This window comes from Paraburkholderia sprentiae WSM5005 (assembly GCF_001865575.2).
GTDB classification, from domain to species: Bacteria; Pseudomonadota; Gammaproteobacteria; order Burkholderiales; family Burkholderiaceae; genus Paraburkholderia; species Paraburkholderia sprentiae.
The window spans coordinates 1,483,605-1,504,957 of the sequence record NZ_CP017561.2 but is presented as its reverse complement, the minus strand read 5'-3'; the positions used below and the strand labels follow the sequence as shown (position 1 = coordinate 1,504,957).

General features: G+C 65.0%; 19 protein-coding genes and 1 other RNA gene. 11 read left to right on the top strand and 9 right to left on the bottom strand.

All coding sequences use genetic code 11. The annotated features are described in order from the left end of the window. Positions 1 to 49: 49 nt before the first annotated feature. From recR to ffs, 4 genes are all read right to left on the bottom strand, one after another. Positions 50 to 646 carry a recombination mediator RecR gene (recR, locus tag BJG93_RS06915; RefSeq protein ID WP_027197579.1) on the bottom strand — a complete coding sequence of 199 codons (597 nt, stop codon included), beginning with the start codon at positions 644 to 646 and terminating at the stop codon, positions 50 to 52. 189 nt (positions 647 to 835) lie between these two features. Then, entirely contained in the window at positions 836 to 1,162 is a 327-nt protein-coding gene (locus BJG93_RS06910; protein WP_027197578.1) for a YbaB/EbfC family nucleoid-associated protein, read from the bottom strand. 73 nt (positions 1,163 to 1,235) lie between these two features. Continuing rightward, positions 1,236 to 3,764: a DNA polymerase III subunit gamma/tau gene (locus BJG93_RS06905; RefSeq protein WP_071336533.1), complete on the bottom strand. Its 2,529-nt coding sequence runs from the start codon at positions 3,762 to 3,764 to the stop codon at positions 1,236 to 1,238. Positions 3,765 to 3,947: 183 nt separating this feature from the next. Continuing rightward, positions 3,948 to 4,046, bottom strand: an RNA gene (gene ffs / locus BJG93_RS06900) — signal recognition particle sRNA small type. Between the two features lie 506 nt (positions 4,047 to 4,552). Here ffs and trxA point away from each other — a divergent pair. The 10 genes from trxA to BJG93_RS06850 all read left to right on the top strand — a co-directional run bounded on the left by trxA (position 4,553) and on the right by BJG93_RS06850 (position 14,845). Then, complete coding sequence (trxA, locus tag BJG93_RS06895; protein ID WP_013089343.1) at positions 4,553 to 4,879, top strand: thioredoxin TrxA; 327 nt, start codon at positions 4,553 to 4,555, stop codon at positions 4,877 to 4,879. A gap of 252 nt (positions 4,880 to 5,131) precedes the next feature. Next, on the top strand, positions 5,132 to 6,400 hold the full coding sequence (gene rho / locus BJG93_RS06890; protein WP_027197577.1) for a transcription termination factor Rho: 1,269 nt from the start codon (positions 5,132 to 5,134) through the stop codon (positions 6,398 to 6,400). 183 nt (positions 6,401 to 6,583) lie between these two features. After that, positions 6,584 to 7,138 carry a MerR family transcriptional regulator gene (locus tag BJG93_RS06885; protein ID WP_051374385.1) on the top strand — a complete coding sequence of 185 codons (555 nt, stop codon included), beginning with the start codon at positions 6,584 to 6,586 and terminating at the stop codon, positions 7,136 to 7,138. Continuing rightward, positions 7,135 to 8,691, top strand: a complete 1,557-nt coding sequence (locus tag BJG93_RS06880) for an MFS transporter (protein ID WP_027197576.1) — start codon at positions 7,135 to 7,137, stop codon at positions 8,689 to 8,691. Before BJG93_RS06885 ends, BJG93_RS06880 begins: the two co-directional genes overlap by 4 nt. A 14-nt stretch (positions 8,692 to 8,705) precedes the next feature. Further along, positions 8,706 to 9,539, top strand: a complete 834-nt coding sequence (locus tag BJG93_RS06875; protein WP_027197575.1) for a M90 family metallopeptidase — start codon at positions 8,706 to 8,708, stop codon at positions 9,537 to 9,539. A 176-nt stretch (positions 9,540 to 9,715) separates the two neighbouring features. Continuing rightward, entirely contained in the window at positions 9,716 to 9,979 is a 264-nt protein-coding gene (locus tag BJG93_RS06870; RefSeq protein ID WP_027197574.1) for a type B 50S ribosomal protein L31, read from the top strand. Positions 9,980 to 10,287: 308 nt separating this feature from the next. Further along, the gene (locus BJG93_RS06865) at positions 10,288 to 12,045 is read left to right on the top strand and encodes an ArnT family glycosyltransferase (protein WP_027197573.1); all 1,758 of its coding nucleotides are present in this window, start codon (positions 10,288 to 10,290) and stop codon (positions 12,043 to 12,045) included. Positions 12,046 to 12,047: 2 nt separating this feature from the next. Then, positions 12,048 to 13,427: an MATE family efflux transporter gene (locus BJG93_RS06860; protein WP_027197572.1), complete on the top strand. Its 1,380-nt coding sequence runs from the start codon at positions 12,048 to 12,050 to the stop codon at positions 13,425 to 13,427. Between the two features lie 295 nt (positions 13,428 to 13,722). Continuing rightward, positions 13,723 to 14,310, top strand: coding sequence for a ComEA family DNA-binding protein (locus BJG93_RS06855; RefSeq protein ID WP_027197571.1), 588 nt, complete (start codon positions 13,723 to 13,725; stop codon positions 14,308 to 14,310). A gap of 103 nt (positions 14,311 to 14,413) precedes the next feature. After that, positions 14,414 to 14,845: a YidB family protein gene (locus BJG93_RS06850; protein WP_027197570.1), complete on the top strand. Its 432-nt coding sequence runs from the start codon at positions 14,414 to 14,416 to the stop codon at positions 14,843 to 14,845. A gap of 176 nt (positions 14,846 to 15,021) precedes the next feature. On the opposite strand, the gene clpB is transcribed toward BJG93_RS06850, so the two are convergent. Then, positions 15,022 to 17,619, bottom strand: a complete 2,598-nt coding sequence (gene clpB, locus BJG93_RS06845) for an ATP-dependent chaperone ClpB (protein WP_027197569.1) — start codon at positions 17,617 to 17,619, stop codon at positions 15,022 to 15,024. Between the two features lie 169 nt (positions 17,620 to 17,788). Then, a complete protein-coding gene (locus BJG93_RS06840) occupies positions 17,789 to 18,319 on the bottom strand; it encodes an Rrf2 family transcriptional regulator (RefSeq protein WP_027197568.1) in 531 nt (176 codons plus the stop codon). A gap of 251 nt (positions 18,320 to 18,570) precedes the next feature. Between BJG93_RS06840 and BJG93_RS06835 the strand changes: the two genes are divergently transcribed. Further along, complete coding sequence (locus tag BJG93_RS06835) at positions 18,571 to 19,116, top strand: group III truncated hemoglobin (RefSeq protein WP_027197567.1); 546 nt, start codon at positions 18,571 to 18,573, stop codon at positions 19,114 to 19,116. Between the two features lie 72 nt (positions 19,117 to 19,188). Here the strand turns inward: BJG93_RS06835 and BJG93_RS06830 are convergent, their stop codons facing one another. From BJG93_RS06830 to BJG93_RS06820, 3 genes are read right to left on the bottom strand one after another with little or no spacing between them, the layout of a single operon-like run. Beyond that, positions 19,189 to 19,665 (bottom strand): molybdenum cofactor biosynthesis protein MoaE, encoded by a 477-nt coding sequence (locus BJG93_RS06830; protein ID WP_027197566.1) that lies wholly within the window; start codon positions 19,663 to 19,665, stop codon positions 19,189 to 19,191. A gap of 50 nt (positions 19,666 to 19,715) precedes the next feature. Beyond that, positions 19,716 to 19,973, bottom strand: a complete 258-nt coding sequence (gene moaD / locus BJG93_RS06825) for a molybdopterin converting factor subunit 1 (RefSeq protein ID WP_027197565.1) — start codon at positions 19,971 to 19,973, stop codon at positions 19,716 to 19,718. A 45-nt stretch (positions 19,974 to 20,018) separates the two neighbouring features. Then, positions 20,019 to 21,281: a molybdopterin molybdotransferase MoeA gene (locus BJG93_RS06820; protein WP_027197564.1), complete on the bottom strand. Its 1,263-nt coding sequence runs from the start codon at positions 21,279 to 21,281 to the stop codon at positions 20,019 to 20,021. Positions 21,282 to 21,353: the final 72 nt, after the last annotated feature.

Sequence of the window (21,353 nt, the reverse complement as noted above, 5' to 3'; positions counted from 1 at the left end):
GCGACGCGTGCGTGCACGGCGACTGCGGCCGGCAACGGACGTCGCGTGGCTACATCGAACGACGGTCGAGCATCGCGCGCGCGATCGTGCCCGCGTCGACATACTCGAGCTCGCCGCCCACCGGCACGCCGCGCGCGAGACGCGTCACGACGAGGCCGCGCGCCTTCAGCGTCTGCCCGAGGTAATGCGCGGTGGCCTCGCCTTCGTTGGTGAAATTGGTGGCCAGCACGACTTCCTTGACGACGCCGTCCGACGCGCGCTTCACGAGCCGGTCGAAATGGATTTCCTTCGGGCCGATGCCGTCGAGCGGACTCAACCGCCCCATCAGCACGAAATAGAGGCCGCGATAGGTCATCGTCTGTTCGAGCATGATCTGGTCGGCCGGCGTCTCGACGACGCACAGCAGCGACGGATCGCGCGCCTCATCGAGGCACACCTCGCAGATCTGCGCCTCGGTAAACGTGTTGCACTTTTCGCAGTGACGCAGATGCTCGGTCGCGAACAGCAGCGAGCGGCCCAGCTTTTCGGCGCCTTCGCGATCGTGCTGCATCAGGTGATACGCCATGCGTTGCGCGGACTTCGGCCCGACACCGGGCAGCACGCGCAGCGCTTCGACGAGCGCCGACAGGGCGGAAGGTTGTTTCATGCGGATCGGCGTCGACGTGGGTGGTGCCCGGGTAGGCGAATTTGGATGCGGGGGCAGAGCTCGAACCGGGCTGCGCTTTCGACGTTGCCAGCCTGCGCGCGGCGCGCGGCCAGCGAGCGTTTGCGCTGACACCGGGGCGATCACCGCCGCGGCGCTTGCCCGCTCGAGCCCGCTATCAGGTGCGCGGGCTTAGAACGGCAGCTTGAAGCCCGGCGGCAGCGGCAGGCCGGCGGTCATGCCGCCCATCTTTTCCTGCGCGGTCGCCTCGGCCTTGCGCACGGCATCATTGAACGCAGCGGCGACGAGATCTTCCAGCATGTCCTTGTCGTCGGCGAGCAGACTCGGGTCGATCGACACGCGGCGCACGTCGTTCTTGCAGGTCATCGTCACCTTGACGAGACCGGCGCCCGACTGCCCCTCGACTTCGATCAGCGCGAGTTGCTCCTGCATCTTCTTCATGTTTTCCTGCATCTGCTGGGCTTGTTTCATCAGCCCGGCGAGTTGGCCTTTCATCATGGACGTGCTCCTTCTAGATAGCGTGAAATCGGGTATTCCGGCGCCGCGCTGCGACGACGCCGCGAACGATGAATCAAGCCGCCGGCGACGCGCCGTTCGGCGCGGCGTCGGGCGTAATCGGGCGGATCGAGCCCGGCACGATGCTCGCGCCGAACTCGCGAATCAGCGACTGCACGAACGGATCGGCGCTGATCTCGCGCTCGGCTTCCTGCTGGCGTTGCGCGCGCAGCTTCGCGTCGTGCGCGGCGGCGGTACGGCGCGCCGGGCCGACTTCGACCTGCACGTCGACGTTCTGGCCGAGCCGCTCGACGAGCGCTGACTTCAGTTTAGCGACTTGCGACGCTTCAGCGTATTGCGGCACCGGCACGTTCAACTTCAGCGTGCTGCCCTCGAGCGCCATCAGTTCGCTGTTGAACGCAAGCTGATACGAGATGCCTTTCAGCGGCAGATCGACGGCGAGCGCGGGCCAGTCGCCGGTGAAACCGAGCGGATCGAGCGGCACGGCTGGCGGCAGCGGCCGCGTATCGACGACCGGCGCGGGCGCGGCGGCCTGCCCGGCCGGGCCGTCCATCCGGACGTCGTCGGGGCCGCGGTCGAAGACCGGCACGAAATTTTCGTCTGGCGGAATGAAGTAGGCATCGTCCGCGGCCGATAGCGGCATGTAGTCGTCAGGCGGCATGTCGTCCCAAGGTGGGAGCGACGCGCTGTGCTCTTGCGCGTTGCTGCTGATGCCGTTGTTTGCGTTGGCGGCGAGCGCAGCATGCGCGGCCGGCTCTTGCGACGCGCGGCGCGGCACGGCAGGCGTCGGCACAGGCACGATCACGCGCGGCGCGGCGCGTGTCGACGTGCCGGGCGCGGCGGTGGCGGTATTTGCGCGGCCACGATCGGACGATACTTTCATGCCTGCGTTGCGCAGCACGTCGAGCGCGGCGGTGGCGCCGCCGGGGCGGCGCGGCGCGGGGTCGGCTGCGGTCGGCTCCGCCGCCGCTGAAGCGGTCGTCGCCAGTTCCTGCCGCGGCTCCGGCTCTGGCGACGCGGCTTGCTCCGCGCGCGCCGGTGCGGCAGTGGCAGGCGCGCTCGATGCCGACGCAGGGTCGGTGTCGCCAACTTCGTTCGAGACCGGCGCGCTCGAACTGGCGATTCTGGCGCCATCGTTCTCGGGCGCGTCTTCCCACGGCGCCAGCGGGCGTGCGGTGGCGGCAGGCGACCGGACCGTCGTGCGCGCGGCTTCGACTTCGAGCGATGGCCGCGCTACGTTGTCTTGCACGGGGTCGGCTGCGGGCTTCGCAATCGGCATAGCAAGCTGCGCGGTGGATTTCGTCGCATCGCCGTGGCCCTCGACGACCACGCCAACCGGCGGTTCACCATCCGGTGTGGCTGCGGCCATGGCCGTTGCGGACGACGGCGACAGCGCGCGCAGTGCCGCCACGGTCGGCGCACCGGAGCGCTTTACACCGGCGCTGGCCGCACCGGTCTGCGTGCCGGCGGCTCCCGCCGCTCCACCACCGCCGTCTGTCGGCGCCGGCTCGAACGCGAGCATGCGCAGCAGCGTCATCGTGAAGCCCGCGTATTCGTCGGGTGCGAGGCCGAGTTCGCTTCGGCCGATGGTCGCGATCTGATAGAACAGTTGCACCTGCTCGGCGCTCAACGCATCGGCAAAGCGGCGTAAATCGGCGGCCTCCGGCCATTCGTCGAGCACCGACGAAGGCGCGAACTGCGCCCACGCGATCCGATGCAGCAGGCTCGCCAGATCCTGCAGCGCCGTCGAGAACGACAGGCTGCGCAATGCCATCTCGTCGGCGACAGACAGCACCGCCGCGCCGTCGCCCTGCGCGAGCGCGTCGAGCAATCGGATCAGATAGCTTTGGTCGAGCGCGCCGAGCATGCCGCGCACCGCGTCTTCGCTGACCTGATTCGCCGAATAGGCAATCGCCTGATCGGTCAGCGACAGCGCGTCGCGCATGGACCCGTCGGCCGCGCGCGCGAGCAGGCGCAGCGCCTGCGCCTCGTGCGGCACGCCCTCTTCGCCGAGGATGCGTTCGAGATGCGACACGATATGGCCGGCCGGCATCTGCTTCAGATTGAACTGCAGACAGCGCGACAGCACGGTGACCGGAATCTTCTGCGGGTCGGTCGTCGCGAGGATGAACTTGACGTGCGGCGGCGGCTCTTCGAGCGTCTTCAGCATCGCGTTGAACGCGTGGTTCGTCAGCATGTGCACTTCGTCGATCATGTAGACCTTGAAGCGCGCATCGACGGGCGCGTACACCGCGCGCTCGAGCAGCGCGGCCATTTCATCGACGCCGCGATTGCTCGCCGCGTCCATCTCGACGTAATCGACAAAGCGCCCTTCGTCGATCTCGCGGCACGCACGGCACACGCCGCACGGCGTCGACGTCACGCCGGTCTCGCAATTGAGCGCCTTCGCGAAGATGCGCGACAACGTAGTCTTGCCGACGCCGCGGGTACCCGTAAACAAATACGCATGGTGCAGACGGCCGCCGTCGAGCGCATGGGTGAGCGCGCGCACCACGTGCTCCTGTCCGACGAGCGAAGCGAAATCCTTCGGCCGCCATTTGCGTGCGAGAACTTGATAGGTCATCCGGAAATTGTATCAGTAACAATGCCGCGCAAAACCGATTCAGGAAGACGCACGAGAGCGCCACGCGGCCACGCTGATGCTGCGTCAAAACGCGGCGAGCGATCAATGCGGAAGCTGGGAATGACTGTGGGGAAGCTGCAGAGAAACCGTGAAAACGGCCGCGAAGAAAGAACAACAAAGGAAGGTGACGAGCCCGACCCTCGGCACTGGTGGAAAACGGCTGTGGCTGCTTCGTTCCCGACCTGACCAGATTGACCATCCCTCCATGCGAGGAGGCCCGTCACGAAAGATTCTATCATTGCCGCGCACATTGTGCGACTGTTGATCCGCGCAAAGCGGAGGACGCGCCGGTTCGGACTGCATCGCGCCGCTTTTTGCGCGCTTCCTGCGCGCCGCCTCGCGCTCTGCCGGCAAGCGCGGCGACGCCCGCCACGCGCGGCACTTGAGTTCGCCGGGCCCGCTACCATCTAGCTTTCAACGCGGCATCCGGCAGCCGCAGAAACCGGCCGACGCTGCCGCGGCGGCGCATTAGCCCCACTGCCCTAACCAGTACTATCGCCATCGGCAACGCATAGCGAATTAAGCTACACTGCCAGTTGGAAGACCCGCAAACATGACGCTTTCCGCACATTCGTGAAAATCCGGCGCTTTTTTCAGGTGGTTTTTCCGATATTCACAGACGTGCGCGGCGAGGCTCTGGATGCGGAAAGCGAACGGAAATTTCCCGGTTTTTGACGTATCGTGGCGAGCAATTCAGGCGGGCCTCGAACCGACAGAGGTATTCATAAATGAGCGAACAAATCAAGCATATCAGCGACGCATCATTCGAACAGGACGTCGTGAAATCCGATAAACCCGTGTTGCTCGATTTCTGGGCCGAATGGTGCGGTCCGTGCAAGATGATCGCGCCGATCCTCGACGAAGTCGCGAAGGATTACGCCGATCGCCTGCAAGTGGCGAAGATCAACGTCGACGAGCATCAGTCCACGCCGGTCAAGTTCGGCGTGCGCGGCATCCCCACGCTGATCCTGTTCAAGAACGGCGCGGTCGCGGCGCAGAAGGTCGGTGCTCTGTCGAAGTCGCAACTCACCGCGTTCCTCGACGGCAACCTGTAAAGCAGCAGCGCGCCACAACCCGCTCGAGAAGCGGGCGCATCAGGTAAGCAAACCGTCGCGCCCGCCGGTCAAACGTGTTGTCAGCCGGCAACACGCTTGACGACAAAGATGCCACGCCGCCGCACTGGCGGAAATTGGCGTGTGCTATGCTAGAATCCACAAAACGTCGAACAGACGTGTAAGTCTTTGAGCGCTCCGCTCACCCTCCTCCCAGATTTCATTTCGTCGCACCTTCTCCTGCGGGTTCTCCGTATGCATTTATCCGAGCTTAAGACTCAGCACGTCTCCCAATTGATCGAGATGGCCAATGGCCTCGAGATCGAGAGCGCGAACCGCCTGCGCAAGCAGGAATTGATGTTCGCCATTCTAAAAAAACGAGCCAAAGCGGGCGACACGATCTTCGGCGACGGCACCCTCGAAGTGCTGCCGGACGGTTTCGGCTTCCTGCGTTCGCCGGAAACCTCCTACCTCGCCAGCACGGATGACATCTACATCAGCCCGTCGCAAATCCGCCGCTTCAACCTGCATACGGGCGACACGATCGAAGGCGAAGTGCGCACGCCGAAAGACGGCGAGCGCTATTTCGCGCTGGTGAAGGTGGATAAGGTCAACGGCCAGCCGCCGGAGGCCTCGAAGCACAAGATCATGTTCGAAAACCTGACGCCGCTGCACCCGAACAAGGTGCTGCTGCTCGAGCGCGAAATGCGCGGCGAAGAGAACGTGACCGGCCGCATCATCGACATGATCGCGCCGATCGGCAAGGGCCAGCGCGGGCTGCTCGTCGCGTCGCCGAAGTCGGGCAAGACCGTGATGCTTCAGCACATCGCGCACGCGATCAAGCAGAACCATCCCGACGTCGTGCTGTTCGTGCTGCTGATCGACGAGCGCCCGGAAGAAGTGACGGAAATGCAGCGTTCAGTGGCCGGCGAAGTGATCGCCTCAACGTTCGACGAACCCGCCGCACGTCACGTGCAGGTCGCCGAAATGGTGATCGAGAAGGCCAAGCGCCTCGTCGAAATGAAGAACGACGTCGTGATTCTGCTCGACTCGATCACGCGTCTCGCGCGCGCCTACAACACCGTCGTGCCGGCCTCGGGCAAGGTGCTGACGGGCGGTGTCGACGCGAACGCGTTGCAGCGCCCGAAGCGCTTCTTCGGCGCGGCCCGCAACATCGAGGAAGGCGGATCGCTGACCATCATCGGCACGGCGCTGATCGAAACCGGCAGCCGCATGGACGACGTCATCTACGAAGAGTTCAAGGGCACAGGCAACATGGAAGTGCACCTCGAGCGCCGTCTCGCCGAGAAACGCGTCTACCCGTCGATCAACCTGAACAAGTCGGGCACGCGCCGTGAAGAACTGCTGATCAAGCCGGAAGTGCTGCAGAAGATCTGGGTGCTGCGCAAGTTCATTCACGACATGGACGAAGTCGAGTCGATGGAATTCCTGCTCGACAAGATCCGCCAGACGAAGAGCAACTCCGAGTTCTTCGACATGATGCGTCGTGGTGGCGGCAGCTAACACGCGACGTCCATGCTGGCTGCATTAGCCGGCAACTAAACCGCATGAAAAACCGCTCGCAAATTGCGAGCGGTTTTTTTTCGTCCATCGTCCCCTCCGCCCGAAGCGGTGCGCCGCCTCAACGTGAACGTTAACGTACACGTTGCAGTACAATGCCGACAATTCACCCCTGCCGTCACCGCCATGCCGAAGGACTCCCCCGCGCTATTGACCGTGCGCGACGCCGCCGACCGTCTCGGCGTCACACCGCGCACGCTGAAGTACTACGAGGAACGCGGCCTCGTGTCGCCGACCCGCAGCGAAGGCCGCTACCGTCTGTACGACGAGGAAGACCTGAAGCGCTTCGCGCGCGTTCTGCGCTTGCGCTCGCTCGGTTTCTCGCTGCATAGCATCACCGAAATGCTGAAGCGGCCGCTCGAACCGGTCGAAGGCGGTCATCGTTTTTCGACCGAATCGCTGCAGCAGATTCGCGACGCGATCGCCAAGCAGGTGCAAGCGCTCGACGCCCGCATCGAAGCGGTGCGCCGCGAACTGAAAGAAGCACAGGCATTGCGCGCCGAACTGGTCCCCGACCTCGACTATCTGGAGCGACGCCTCGCCGGCGAAAACGCCGACCAATTGCTCGAACAGCGTCGGCGCGCGCGCGCCCGACAGACCGGCGCGGCTGAAAAACCCGCCACGGCGCGCAGCAAGCGCACAGGCAAATCCCGCACCGTCACATCGGCCAAATCGTCATGAACCCCGGCTCGTTCCGCGCCGCATGGTTCAGCGTCGATAAGCTGCGCGGCGACTTTTTCCCGTGGGTGCTCGCGGTCATCACCGGTCTCGACTATTTCGACAACGCGATCTTCTCGTTTTTCGCCAGCTATATCGCCGGTGGCGTCAATGCATCGCCGGACGAGCTGGTGTGGGCGTCCAGCGCCTATGCGGTCGCGGCGGTGCTCGGCATCTTGCAGCAGGAATGGTGGGTCGAGCGTTTCGGCTACCGACGTTATGTGGCCGGCTGCATGCTGCTCTATTCGGCCGGCGCGGCCGCCGCGGCACTCAGCGAATCGTCGATCGAACTAGCGTTCGCGCGCGGCTTTCAAGGCTACTTCATCGGCCCGATGATGGGCACCTGCCGCATCCTGATCCAGATGAGTTTCACGACGCAGCAGCGGCCCGCGGCCACGCGCGCGTTCCTGCTGCTGATCGTATTCGCGAGCGCGCTTGCGCCGCTCGTCGGCGGACAACTGGTCGGCTATTTCGACTGGCGCGCGTTGTTCGCGTGCACGCTGCCCGCCGGCGTGCTGTTCGCGGTGTTCGCGCTGCTGGCGCTGCCCGAGGTCGGCAATCGGCTGCCCGAGGAACGCGGCTCCGCGCATTTTTGGCCGTACCTGATCTTCGCATTTGCGCAAGGCGCGCTGCAGATCGTCATGCAGCAAGTACGCTTCGAGCTGTTCAGTGCGTCGCCGGCGCTGATCGTGCTGACGGTGGCGGGCAGCGCCGCGCTCGGCTGGTTCGTGTATCACCAGTGGCATCACCCCGCGCCGCTCGTGCGCCTACATGCATTGCGCGAGAAGGTGTTCCAGGTCGGCATCGTGCTGTACATGTTCTACTACTACATGACGACGGTGTTCAGTTATCTGATTTCGCGCTTTCTCGAAGGCGGCCTCGGCTATCCGGTCGAGAACACCGGGCGACTGGTTGGTGCGACGTCGCTGATTTCGGCGAGTGCGCTGTTCGTCTATCTGCGCTACGCGAAGCTGCTGCCGCGCAAGAAGTGGATCATCGTGCCGGGTTTCGCGCTTGCCGCGTTCACCGCCGCGTGGATGACGCGCATGTCGCCCGAGGTCGGCGAGGCGGCGCTCGTCGTGCCACTGCTGCTGCGCGGCCTGCTGTTGCTGTTCATCGTGCTGCCGGTCGCGAATCTGACGTTCCGCATCTTCGCGATCGAGGAGTTCACGCACGGCTACCGGTTGAAAAACATCGTGAGGCAATTGACGATCTCCTTTGCGACCGCCTCGGTGATCATCATCGAGCAGCATCGGCTCGCGCTGCATCAAAGTCGCCTGGCGGAGTCCGTGAATCCGTACAATCCGGTCTACCGGAACACGCTTGCGACGCTGGCCCGCGGCTTCGCCGCCGCCGGTCATGCGACGAGCGACGTCCACGCGCTCGCGATCGCGTCGATTAGCCGGTCGGTCGCGCAGCAGGCGAGTTTCCTCGCGTCGGTCGACGGCTTCTATTTTCTGATTGGCGTCGCGATATGCGGCGGCCTGTTCGCCGCGTGGCAAAAACAGATCGACTGAAGGTGGACTCAAGCATGCTGTCGAAATTCACGAACTGGCTGGGCATGCGCCGCCGCGAGCGCACGCTGCGTGACTACGCGATCGACGATTCCTTGTGGCAGGCGACGCTTGCGGGGCTGCCATTTCTCACGCATCTGGAAGCTCACGATCTCGCCCGGCTGCGCGAGCTGGCGAGTCTCTTCATTGCGCAAAAGGAGTTCTCGACGGCGCACGAGCTCGAACTGACCGATGCGATGACGGTCAGCATCGCCGCGCAGGCGTGCCTGCCGGTGCTGAACTTGAGCCTCGATCTGTATCGCGGCTGGGTCGGCGTGATCGTCTATCCGGGCGAATTCGTGATCCGCAAGACCGTCGAAGACGAAGACGGCGTCGTGCACGAGATCGAACACGACGCAAGCGGCGAAGCGTGGGAAGGCGGCCCGGTGGTGCTGTCGTGGGAAGACGCGCAGATGACCGACGGCGGCGACGCATACAACGTCGTGATTCACGAGTTCGCGCACAAGATCGACATGCTGAACGGCGAAGCGGATGGCCACCCGCCGCTGATGCGCCGCTGGCATGCGCCGCTCGATACGCAGGCATGGGCCGACGTGTTCGATCATGCGTACGATCACTTTTGCGCGAAAGTCGACGCGGTGCCCGAGCGACGCTGGGCGCGTTTCGAGCGCGAATCGCTGATCGACCCGTATGCGGCGGACCATCCGTCGGAATTTTTTGCCGTGTGCAGCGAGGCGTTGTTCGTGAAGCCGCAGGCCTTCGAGGCGGAGTATCCGGAACTGTACCGACTGCTCGCACGCTACTACCGGCAGGATCCGGCGCGCGTGGGATTGACGTTCGCGCCGGTTTGAGACGCCGCGAACGGAGCGCTTGCGCCTGAATAGAATCCGCTGGCAGAAAAATCGTCAAGCGACTGATTCTCTGGCATAATTGCGGTTTTTCGACCGTAGGCAAGTGGCTCGCGCCTGAAGGCAGTCTAATACTAGGCTGCACGCGGGTTGGCTACCGCCAGATTAAAGGAAAGACCATGAAAGAAGGCATTCACCCGGAATACCGCGAAGTCCTGTTCGTCGACATGTCGAACGACTTCAGGTTCGTAACGCGCTCGACCATCCAGACGCGCGAAACCGCGGAGTTCAACGGCAAGAGCTACCCGCTCGCGAAGATCGAAGTGTCGTCGGAATCGCATCCGTTCTACACCGGCCAGCAAAAGATCATGGACACGGCCGGCCGCGTCGAGAAGTTCAACAAGAAGTTCGGCACGCGCGCTTCGGGCAAGGCAGTGAAGTAATACCGCAACGGTGCCGGCTTCCGGCCGGCAGCGGAGCAAACGGAAAGGGCAGCGCGAGCTGCCCTTTTTTGTCGCCTGTGCTTGTGCAGCCGCTGGGTCGCACGCCCCCGCGACGCCTCGGTCCGGCATCAACACTCCGCGCTGTCGCGACACCGCGTTACAGCTTGTCCATTGACGTTGCCGCGCGTTACCGGCCGTGACGCGTATCGCACGGCACGACTACAATGCCGGATGCTCGAAACTGGCCCTGCCGCGCTGACCCGCCGGGCCGCCGCGGCTGCATCGATCCTCCACACTTCACACACCGCATGAGACCTGTCGTTCGCCTCACCGCCTCTGCGACCAGTGCGTTGCCGCGCTGGCTCCTGCTGGCCATCTGTATCGTCTACGCCTCGTTCGGCCTGTTCGGCCGCGATCCGTGGAAGAACGAGGACGCAGCCGGCTTCGGTGTCATGTGGACGATGGCCAACGGCGGCGCGCACGACTGGCTGTTGCCGAATCTCGTCGGCAAATATCTGACCGAGGACGGCCCGCTCGGCTACTGGCTCGGCGCAAGCGCGATCCGCGTCCTCGCGCCATGGGTCGACGCGAGCAACGCGTCGCGCGTATTCACGGGCCTGCTGTTCTGCGCGGGCTGCGCGTTCGTCTGGTACGCAGCGTATCTGCTCGGCCGGCGCGCCGAAGTTCAGCCGTTCAAGTACGCGTTCGGCGGCGAGCCGGAACCGCGCGACTATGGCCGCACGCTGGCCGATGGCGCCCTGCTGATCCTGCTCGCGTGCTTCGGCCTCGCCGAGCGCGGCCACGAAACCACGCCGCAGCTCGCGCAGTTCGTCTGCATCGCGATGCTCGTGTACGGCCTCGTGCGCATGATCGACAAACCGATCCAGGGCGCGCTGGTCTGGGGTCTCGCGATGGGCCTCGTCACACTCGCGAGCAGCCCGGTGCTAGTCGGCGCACTGCTGCTCGGCACGCTGGCGATGACGCTAATCGTACGCGAAACGCGTTCGCGCTGGCTGCTGCTCGCCGGTCTGCCGGTCGCGCTCGCGCTCGCGGTGTCGTGGCCGATCATCGCGCTCGCCGCTTTCCCGGACGACGCCGTCTGGTATCTGAACCAGTGGCTGCACGTAAGCGTGAACTCGTTCATGGGCCCACCCGGCTCGGTCGCCGCGTATGCGCTGAAGAACCTGCCGCTCTTCACCTGGCCCGCCTGGCCGCTCGCGCTGTGGGCGTGGTTCAGCTGGAAGGGATTGCGGCGCGCGCCGCATGTGGCGATTCCACTGTCGGTAATCGGACCGCTGTTCGTGCTCGTCGTGCTGCAAAGCCATCAGTCGAACCGACTCTACATGCTGCTACTGCCGCCGCTCGCCGTGCTCGCCACGTTCGCGCTGCCGACGCTCAAGCGCGGCGCGATCAACGCGATCGACTGGTTCGCGCTGCTGAGCTTCACGATCCTCGGCAGCTTCGTGTGGCTCGTGTATGTGGCGGGTCTGACCGGCTTTCCTCACCCGCTCGCGCGCAATCTTGCGCGGCTCGCGCCCGGCTTCGTGCCTCAGTTCAAGATTCTGTCGTTCGCGTGCGCGGTCGCGGTGACCGTGTGCTGGTTCCTGCTGGTGCGCTGGCGCCTCGCGCGTCATCCGAAGGTGTTGTGGCGCAGCGTCGTGCTGTCGAGCGCCGGCACGACGCTGATGTGGGTGCTGCTGATGACGCTGTGGCTGCCGGTCGTCAACTACAGCCGAACCTATCGCGACGTCGCGCAGCAGATCGCAAACCACTTGCCCGATGACTACACATGCATTGCGCCGGTGCGCCTCGGCAATGCGCAGATCGCGACGTTCGCCTACTTCGGCGATATGCACTTCTCGTTCGACCAGGATTGCGACGTGATCCTGCGTCAGGATTCGCAGGACTACGGCGAACCGAGCGCGATGCCCGACTACACCTGGAAGCTGGTGTGGGAAGGCCGCCGCGCCGCCGACCGCGACGAGCGCTTCCGCCTGTACGTGCGCATCGACCGTCCAAAGCCGCCGCCCGGCAAGCGTCGCAACTGGCGCAAGAAGCTCGACTGACGATGTTCGCCGATGTACGGAAAATCGCCGCGCTCGCGTGGCCCGTATTGATCGGCCAGCTGGCCATCATCGCCTTTGGCGTGATCGACACGGCGATGGTCGGGCGCTACTCGGCCGTCGATCTTGCCGCGCTCGGCCTCGGCTCGTCGATCTACGTCTCGGTCTACATCGGTCTGACCGGCATCCTGACCGCGCTGCAGCCGATCACCGCGCAACTGTACGGCGCGCGCCGTTACGGCGAGATCGGCGAAGAGGTGCGTCAGTCATGGTGGCTTGCCGCCGCGCTGACCGTGATCGGCTTTCTGATCCTGTTCTTCCCGGGGCCGCTTCTGGCGTTGTCGCGCGTGCCCGACGCGCTGCACGAGCGCACGCTCGCGTATCTGCGGATTCTCGCGTTCGGGCTGCCGGCCGGCCTCGCCTTCCGGGTCTACGGCTCGGTTGCCAATGCGCTCGGCAAACCGCGGCTCGTGATGTTCCTGCAGATCGCCGCGCTGCTGCTGAAAATTCCGCTCAACAGCTGGTTCATTTTCGGCGGCTTCGGCGTGCCCGCGCTGGGCGGCCCGGGCTGCGCGCTCGCGAGCACGCTGCTCAACTGGGGGCTCGCGGCGCTCGGCATGCTGCTGCTCGTGCGCGTCGACGATTTCAAGGCGCTCGGTATCTTCACGCGTTTCTGCTGGCCGGTCTGGAAGCGCCAGGCCGCGCTGCTGCGGCTCGGTATTCCGATGGGGCTGTCGTATCTGATCGAGGTCACGTCGTACACATTCATGGCGCTTTTCATCGCGCGGCTCGGCACGACGACGCTCGCCGGGCATCAGATCGCCGGCAACATCGGCGCCGTGTTGTACATGACGCCGCTATCGATCGGCATCGCATCGTCGACGCTGGTCGCGCAGGCGCTCGGCGCACATCGGCCGCAGGCGGCGCGCACGCTGTCGCGTCACGGCATCGCGATGGCAGTCGCGATCGCGTGCTGTTATGGCGCGCTCGTGCTGGTGCTGCGGCCGTACATCGTCGACGGCTATACGACGAACGCGCAGGTAGCGGCGAAGGCGTTGCCGCTGGTGCTGATCGTCGCTGGCTATCACCTGTTCGACGCGTTGCAGATTTCGACCGCGTTCGTGCTGCGCGCCTACAAGGTCGCGGTCGTGCCGACCGTCATCTATGCGCTGGCGCTGTGGGGCGTCGGGCTCGGCGGCGGCTACGCGCTCGGCTTCGATACGACCGGCCTCACGCCGCCGTGGTTGACCGGCGCGCGCGGCTTCTGGGTTGCCAATACCGCGAGTCTGGCGATTGCCGGGGTCGGCCTGCTCGTGTACTGGCAAGTGGTGAGTCAGCGGCATCTGCGTGCGGGCGCGGGCGCGCGGGCGGATTCGGCGGTTTGAAGGCAGCGCACAGCGCCTCGGTCGGGCGGTGCCCATTGCAGCTGATCGACGCGTGCAATGGTTTCGCGGGCGATTTATCGCGACCGAGATCGATCGATTCATTCACCTGGATTGCATCGGTCGTAAAAGCTTTAAATATTGTTTGCCCGATTTACTTGTCATCGATCGATCGGTATAACTCGTCCGCGATCTCGAATCGGGCCTGCGATTTGTCCTATCCTTAAACGCAGCGCCCGCTGACAGGATGCGTCGTCCGTTCCCGGCTAACTTTTTTGCCCTCAATGGAGTGCTTGCCATGCTGAAAAAGCTTTTGATGCTTTGCGTCGCTGTGGCTTTGTCGCTGTCGGCCGGATTTGCCGCGGCCGTGGAAGTCAATACCGCCGATCAGGCCGCGCTCGAATCGGTCAAGGGCATCGGCCCCGTGCATGCGAAAGCGATCGTCGACGAACGCGCCAAAAACGGCCCGTTCAAGAACGCCGACGATCTCGCCGCGCGCGTGAAAGGCATCGGGCAGAAATCGGTCGAGAACCTCGAAGCAGCCGGGCTCACGATCAACGGCTCGTCGGCGCCGCCGACCGGCGCGAAGACGTCGACCAAGCCGGCCGGAACGGCGGCCACGAAGACGGTTCCGGCCACGCCCGCGGCAACCACCGCCGCCGCGCCCGCTACCACGACGGCGGCGCCCGCCCCGGCTGCGCCCGCCTCGGCCGCGAAGCCGTCGAAGTCGAAGAAGGGCAAGGCCGCTGCATCCGCTGCGGCAGCCGCTACCGCACCGGCCGCCGCGGCAGCTAGCGCACCGGCCGACGCGTCCGGCGCCAAGGCTTCGAAGAAGAAAGCAAAGAAGAGCAAGGCGGCATCCGCCGCGGCTGCGTCCGGCGCATGATGCCCGACGGGCTGCCGCCCTTGCGTTTCACCGCGCCGCGCAACCGCGCGTCGTTGTCACCGTCCGGCCGTCATGCGCGCGCCGGCATTCAAGAGAGACCGTCATGAGCCTACTCGATACCCTCGGTTCCCTGCTTGGCAAATCGCCAGAAGGCGGCGGCCAGCAAGCGCTGATCGCAGCCGCGCTCGAATTCGTCAACAACCAGCCGGGCGGCCTGAACGGCCTGATCCAGCGCTTTCAGGAAAAGGGCCTCGGCGACGTCGTGTCGTCGTGGGTCAGCAACGGCGAAAACCAGCCGATCGCGCCCGAAGCGCTGCACAGCGTGCTCGGCTCGCAAGCCGTGACCGACCTCGCCGCGAAGGCCGGCGTCCAGCCGGATCAGGTGACGGGGCTGCTGTCGCAGATTCTGCCGCACGTCGTCAACGCGGCCACGCCGGAAGGCGAAGTGCCGGCCGAGGGCAAGCTGAACGCAACCACCGTGCTCGGCGCGCTCGGCGGGCTGTCGGCGCTGCTCGGCAACAAGGGCAACGCTTAAGCGCGCGGAGCGCCAGTCGCTGGCGGCTGCCTTGGCCGTCGCTCGACGCCAACGCCCGTTCAATATCCTCGGGCAAAAGAAAACCGGCAACGAAGTGACCTTCGCTGCCGGTTTTTTTAACGTCGGCGGGCACGGCTCATCTACCGCCGTGCCGTCGTGTCACCGAGCCATCGCGCTCAGTGCACGACGCGTTCGAACTGCAGTTCGCCATCGTCCACTTCGACCGGAATCACATCCTTCGGACCGAACTTGCCGGCGAGAATCAGCTTCGCGATCGGGTTCTCGATCTCCTGCTGAATCGCGCGCTTCAGCGGTCGCGCACCGAACAGCGGATCGTAGCCGACCTTGCCGATGTGCTCTAGCGCCGCGTCCGACACCACCAGCTGCATGTCGAGCTTCGCCAGCCGCTCGTGCAGACGCTGCAACTGGATCCGCGCGATCGACTGGATGTTCGAGCGGTCGAGCGCATGGAACACGACGACGTCGTCGATCCGGTTCAGGAACTCGGGCCGGAAGTGCAGCCTCACCTCTTCCCACACTGCGTCCTTCACTGCGTCCTGCGACGCGTCGACCATCGACTGGATCACCTGCGAACCGAGGTTCGAGGTCATCACGATCACCGTGTTCTTGAAGTCGACGGTGCGGCCCTGGCCATCGGTCATGCGGCCGTCGTCGAGCACCTGCAGCAGCACGTTGAACACGTCCGGATGCGCCTTCTCGATTTCGTCGAGCAGGATCACGCTATACGGCTTGCGACGCACGGCCTCGGTCAGATAACCGCCCTCCTCGTAGCCAACGTATCCCGGCGGCGCGCCGATCAGACGCGCGACGCTGTGCTTCTCCATGAACTCGCTCATGTCGATACGAATGAGGTGCTCTTCCGAATCGAACAGGAACGACGCCAACGCCTTGCACAGCTCGGTCTTGCCCACGCCGGTCGGCCCAAGGAACAGGAACGAGCCGTACGGTCGATTCGGGTCCGACAGACCGGCGCGCGAGCGGCGAATCGCATCAGCAACCGCGCTGATCGCCTCATCCTGACCGACTACGCGCTCGTGCAGCTTCGACTCGATTTGCAGCAGCTTTTCGCGCTCGCCCTGCATCATGCGCGACACCGGAATACCGGTGGCCCGCGACACGACTTCGGCGATTTCTTCCGCGCCGACCTGCGTGCGCAACAGACGCGGACGCTTCGGACTGTTCTGCTCCTCGGCTTCGGCGCGCGTGACTTCCTTCAACTGCGCTTCGAGACCCGGCAGCTTGCCGTACTGCAGTTCGGCGACCTTCTCGAGCTTGCCTTCGCGCTGCAAACGCGTGATTTCCGCGCGGGTTTTCTCGATCTCTTCCTTCAACTGTGCGCTGCCTTGCACCGCTGCTTTTTCCGCGGTCCAGATTTCATCGAGGTCCGAATATTCGCGATTGAGCCGTTCGATTTCCTCTTCGATCAGCTGCAGACGCTTTTGCGATGCTTCGTCCTTCTCCTTCTTCACCGCTTCGCGTTCGATCTTCAGCTGGATCAGGCGACGATCGAGCCGATCCATCTCTTCCGGCTTCGAGTCGATCTCCATCTTGATCTTGGACGCGGCTTCGTCGATCAGATCGATCGCCTTGTCCGGCAGGAAGCGGTCCGTGATGTAGCGATGCGACAGTTCCGCGGCCGCGACGATCGCCGGGTCGGTGATGTCGACGCCGTGGTGCAGCTCGTAGCGCTCCTGCAAACCGCGCAGGATCGCGATGGTCGCCTCGACCGACGGTTCGTCCACCAGCACTTTCTGGAAGCGGCGCTCGAGCGCGGCATCCTTCTCGATGTACTTGCGGTATTCGTCGAGCGTGGTCGCGCCGACGCAATGCAGCTCGCCGCGCGACAGCGCAGGCTTGAGCATGTTGCCCGCGTCCATCGCGCCTTCGGCCTTGCCGGCGCCGACCATGGTGTGGATTTCGTCGATGAAGACGATGGTTTGCCCTTCGTCTTTCGCGATGTCGTTGAGCACGGCCTTCAGGCGCTCCTCGAACTCGCCGCGATATTTGGCGCCTGCCAGCAGCGCGGCCATGTCGAGCGACAGCACGCGCTTGTTCTTCAGCGTTTCCGGCACTTCGCCGTTGACGATGCGCTGCGCGAGACCTTCGACGATCGCGGTCTTGCCCACGCCCGGCTCGCCGATCAGCACCGGGTTGTTCTTGGTGCGGCGCTGCAGGATCTGGATGGAACGGCGGATTTCGTCGTCGCGACCGATCACGGGATCGAGCTTGCCGGCGCGGGCGCGCTCGGTCAGGTCGATGGTGTATTTCTTCAGCGCCTCGCGCTGGCTTTCGGCGTCCTGACTATGCACCTGCGAGCCGCCGCGCACCGCGGCGATCGCGCTTTCGAGCGACTTGCGCGACAACCCGTGCTCGCGCGCGAGGCGACCGGCCTCGCTCTTGTCGTCGGCGACCGCGAGCAGGAACATTTCGCTCGCGATGAACGTATCGTTGAGCTTCTGCGCTTCCTTGTCGGCCTGGTTCAACAGACCGGTCAGTTCGCGGCCGATCTGCACGTTGCCGTCGGTGCCCCGCACTTGCGGCAGCCGCGTGATCGCATCGTTCAGTGCGGTTTGCAGCGGCTGCACATGCACGCCGGCGCGCGACAGCAGCGAACGGGCGGAGCCGTCCTGCTGCGCGACGAGCGCCGCCAGTACGTGGACCGGTTCGATGTACTGGTTGTCGTGGCCAACCGCCAGACTTTGGGCGTCCGCGAGCGCTTCCTGGAATTTAGTGGTGAGTTTGTCGATTCTCATCAAGAGACCTCCAATTTCGATTACCACCAAAATGAGGCGTTTTATTAGGGTTTCAAGCGCTTTTTTGGCCTCGGTCGCAACTATTTAACATTTGAGCGCAAGAACTGCCGCGATGTTTCCCCGTGCCGTGGCTGCGCGCGTTTGCGCATCGCTCAGCCGTCCGGATGTTCTAGTTCTTCAGGCCCAGCCGCGCCGAACCGCCGCTGTGCGTGCTCTGCGAAGCCACCGGAACCGGCAGCGGCACCACCTGAATCGTGGGACCTAATCCCAGCAACGCCGCGAGGTGACTTTCCGGCTGCGCGACTGCGCCGATCGTATAGTGATCGAGCTCGGTGAGAAAAGCGAGGTTCGCCGCCTGCAGCGCGCCACGCAGCCGGCACTGAGACGTGATCACGCAAGGCCGCTGCTGGCCCTGCCGGTCTGGCAGGCAGCCGACCAGCGCAAAGTCGCTTTCGGTGACGCGTACCACGTCGCCGACGGTCAGCGTGAGCGATTGCGCGCCGAGCCGCAGCCCGCCATTGCGGCCGCGCACGGTTTCCACCCAGCCGAGTTCGCCGAGTTGCTGCACGACCTTCATCAGATGGTTCTTCGAGATGCCGTAAGCTTGCGAAATATCCTGAATCGTCGATAATCCGTCGCCCCGCACGGCAAGGTACACCAGCACGCGCAGCGCGTAATCCGTATAGTCGGTAAGTCTCATAAGTCCTGGTATAGCGTGAAAGGCTGCGAGCAAGTGCCTTGAACGTGCCGATAACCGCATCGACGCAAAGCTTGCCCTGAACGAGCGCCGCGCCCTAACATGACTGGCTGGCGGCGTCGTTCGTCGAATCGCGTTGCATGGCTGTTTCGGATAGCAATAGTATCTTTTTCCGCATCAACCGTTTGTTAGAAAAACGGGGGGTTCGGCGCTCTGCTCAGCCGCCATCGGCACCCGCATTTTTTGGAATCCGCATGAATCCGTCTTTCCCCGCCGCGCCACCGGTCGAGCGCGCGGCCGAACCCACCGACGCGAATATCCGCGACCTCGTCCACGGCTTTTACGATCGCGTGCGCGCCGATCCGCTGCTGGGCCCCGTCTTCGACGCGAAGCTCGCGGGCCGCTGGGACGACCATCTGCCGAAGATGTGCACGTTCTGGAGCAGCCTCGTGCTCGGTGCGAAGCAGTATCGCGGCAATGTGCAGCAGGCGCATCAACCGCTCGAAGGCATCGAGCCGCAGCATTTCAGCCGCTGGCTGCACCTGTTCCTCGATACGGTCGAATCGCGCTATCAGCCGGCCGCGGCGGTCCGTTTCATGGAGCCGGCGCTGCGGATCGCGCAGAGTCTGCAACTGAGCCGTTTCGGCTGGGACTACAAGATTCCGCCGGAGCAGCAGGCGCTGCTCGAGCGCGTCGCGCCGAAGCGTCGGGCGCGCGATGATGACGATGGCGAGCATCTGTCGCGGCCGGCCGGCGAACCGTTTCCGGTGCCGATCATCGGACGCCCACGGGACGAGTGAACTCGAGCCGGCACCCGCCCTGACACAAGGACGCCGCTCCCGCCGTGGCAGCCCGGCGGCCGGCGGGCTCGCCTACTCCGCGCTCGGCTTTCCCGCCTCGGTGCGCCAGCGCGCGAGCGCGGCATCGTCGGTCACGCGTGCGTCGACCCAGCGCTCGCCCGCGTCGGTTTTCTCCTTCTTCCAGAACGGCGCTTCGGTCTTCAGATAGTCCATCACGAATTCGCATGACGCAAACGCGTCACCACGATGCGCGGCCGTCGTCGCGACGAGCACGATCTGATCGAGCGGATACAGCTTGCCGACGCGATGCACGATCAGCACTTCGATGCCGCGCCAGCGTTCGCGCGCGCGCTCGACGATCGCCTCGAGCGACTTCTCGGTCATGCCCGGATAGTGCTCCAGTTCCATCGTTTCGACTGCGCTGCCCTCGTTGACGTCGCGCACGGTGCCGACGAAGCACGCGAGCGCACCGATCTTCGGATTGCGCGCGCGCAGCGCGGCCACCTCGGCGCTGAGGTCGAAGTCTTCGGTCTGAACCCGGACGGGCATGGATGGCTCCTGAGGGCTTGTGTCGCTGGCGAGAGGTGCGTGAGCGCGGCTCAGCCGCCGGTGACAGGCGGAAAGAACGCGACCTCGCAACCCTCGGTGATGCGGGTGCTCGCGTCGGTCATCACGTGGTTGCAGGCCATGCGCAGCGCGCGGCCTTCGGCGAGCGTCTCGGCCCAGATGCCGCCGCGCACGCGCAGCCACGCACGCACGTCGCCGACGGTCGCGATGCCGTCGGGCACCTCGACGGTTTCGTCGGACGTGTCGAGCGCTTCTCGCACGCTCGCAAAGTATCGGAGTTCAATCTTCATCGGGGTACCGCCGGTCTGTGCCGCGCATGCCGCGAATGACCGGTCTCAGTTCAACAGTTCGGAAAACGGAATGAAGCGCACGGTTTCGCCGGCGCTGATCGCGTGGTTCGGCGGATTGTCGATCAGGCCGTCGCCCCAGACGGTCGACGTCAACACGGCCGAGCTCTGGTTAGCGAACAGATCGAGCCCGCCCGCCGCGTTGACGCGCGCACGCAGGAACTCGTTGCGGCGATCGGCCTTGCCCTGCGTGAAGTCGGCGCGCAGCGACAGCGCGCGCGGCGCGACCGCCTGCGCGCCGGCCAGCCGCAGCACGAACGGACGCACGAACAGCAGGAACGTCACGAAGCTCGACACCGGATTGCCGGGCAGGCCGATGAAAAACGTTTCGGCCGGCTCGCCCCCAACGGCATCACGTGTACCACCCGCGCCACGGCGCACCGTGCCGAACGCAAGCGGCTTGCCCGGCTTCATGGCGATCTGCCACATCGACAGACGCCCTTCGGCCTCGACCGCCGGCTTCACGTGATCCTCGTCGCCGACCGACACGCCGCCGCAGGTGAGAATAAGATCGTGCGCCCGGGCGGCTTCGCGCAGCGTCGCGCGGGTCGCGTCGAGCTGATCGGCGACGATGCCGTAGTCGGTCACGTCGCAGCCGAGCTTGTCGAGCAGGCCGCGCAGCGTAAAGCGATTCGAGTTGTAGATCGCGCCGGGCTTCAGCGGCTCGCCGGGCATCGTCAGTTCGTCGCCGGTAAAGAATACGGCGACCTTCACGCGGCGGCGCACCTGGAGCCCCGCGCATCCGACCGACGCGGCAAGTCCCAACGCCTGCGGCGTGAGCCGCGTGCCGGCCGGCAGGATGACCGAGCCAGCGCGAATATCGGCGCCCTGCGCGGTGATCCACTCGCCCGCGCGCGGACGGTGCACGATCGTGACTTCGTCGCCCGCCACCTCGGTCTGCTCCTGCATCACGACCGCGTCCGCGCCAGCGGGCACCGTCGCGCCGGTGAAGATGCGCGCCGCGCTGTCAGGCGCGAGCGGCGTCGGTGCATGGCCGGCCGGAATGCGCTGCGAGACCCGCAGCCGGCTGCCGTGCGCGAGATCGGCGATGCGGACCGCGTAGCCGTCCATCGCGCTCGTGTTCATCGGCGGCACGTCGAGCGGCGACGTAACGTCGGCGGCGAGCACGCGATTCAGCGCGTCGAGCGTCGGCAGCGTTTGCGTACCGTCGATCGGGCGCGCGGCGTCGAGCAGGATCGCCAACGCATCGGCAGTGGCGAGCAGCGGAGCGCGGGGCGTGGGAATGGACATCTGGAGTATCGAAGCCGCAGGTTAAAAGCACATTGTAGCGGCCGATGCCGACAGCCTGGGCGGCGGGCGTCA

Coding starts and splice junctions, on each gene's coding strand:
- BJG93_RS06875 (WP_027197575.1), top strand. CDS start 8,706: ATGCTGTCGAAATTCACGAACTGGCTGGGCATGCGCCGCCGCGAGCGC.
- BJG93_RS06880 (WP_027197576.1), top strand. CDS start 7,135: ATGAACCCCGGCTCGTTCCGCGCCGCATGGTTCAGCGTCGATAAGCTG.
- moaD (WP_027197565.1), bottom strand. CDS start 19,973: ATGAAGATTGAACTCCGATACTTTGCGAGCGTGCGAGAAGCGCTCGAC.
- BJG93_RS06820 (WP_027197564.1), bottom strand. CDS start 21,281: ATGTCCATTCCCACGCCCCGCGCTCCGCTGCTCGCCACTGCCGATGCG.
- BJG93_RS06860 (WP_027197572.1), top strand. CDS start 12,048: ATGTTCGCCGATGTACGGAAAATCGCCGCGCTCGCGTGGCCCGTATTG.
- BJG93_RS06830 (WP_027197566.1), bottom strand. CDS start 19,665: ATGCCCGTCCGGGTTCAGACCGAAGACTTCGACCTCAGCGCCGAGGTG.
- recR (WP_027197579.1), bottom strand. CDS start 646: ATGAAACAACCTTCCGCCCTGTCGGCGCTCGTCGAAGCGCTGCGCGTG.
- trxA (WP_013089343.1), top strand. CDS start 4,553: ATGAGCGAACAAATCAAGCATATCAGCGACGCATCATTCGAACAGGAC.
- BJG93_RS06870 (WP_027197574.1), top strand. CDS start 9,716: ATGAAAGAAGGCATTCACCCGGAATACCGCGAAGTCCTGTTCGTCGAC.
- BJG93_RS06865 (WP_027197573.1), top strand. CDS start 10,288: ATGAGACCTGTCGTTCGCCTCACCGCCTCTGCGACCAGTGCGTTGCCG.
- BJG93_RS06840 (WP_027197568.1), bottom strand. CDS start 18,319: ATGAGACTTACCGACTATACGGATTACGCGCTGCGCGTGCTGGTGTAC.
- clpB (WP_027197569.1), bottom strand. CDS start 17,619: ATGAGAATCGACAAACTCACCACTAAATTCCAGGAAGCGCTCGCGGAC.
- BJG93_RS06855 (WP_027197571.1), top strand. CDS start 13,723: ATGCTGAAAAAGCTTTTGATGCTTTGCGTCGCTGTGGCTTTGTCGCTG.
- rho (WP_027197577.1), top strand. CDS start 5,132: ATGCATTTATCCGAGCTTAAGACTCAGCACGTCTCCCAATTGATCGAG.
- BJG93_RS06885 (WP_051374385.1), top strand. CDS start 6,584: ATGCCGAAGGACTCCCCCGCGCTATTGACCGTGCGCGACGCCGCCGAC.
- BJG93_RS06850 (WP_027197570.1), top strand. CDS start 14,414: ATGAGCCTACTCGATACCCTCGGTTCCCTGCTTGGCAAATCGCCAGAA.
- BJG93_RS06835 (WP_027197567.1), top strand. CDS start 18,571: ATGAATCCGTCTTTCCCCGCCGCGCCACCGGTCGAGCGCGCGGCCGAA.
- BJG93_RS06905 (WP_071336533.1), bottom strand. CDS start 3,764: ATGACCTATCAAGTTCTCGCACGCAAATGGCGGCCGAAGGATTTCGCT.
- BJG93_RS06910 (WP_027197578.1), bottom strand. CDS start 1,162: ATGATGAAAGGCCAACTCGCCGGGCTGATGAAACAAGCCCAGCAGATG.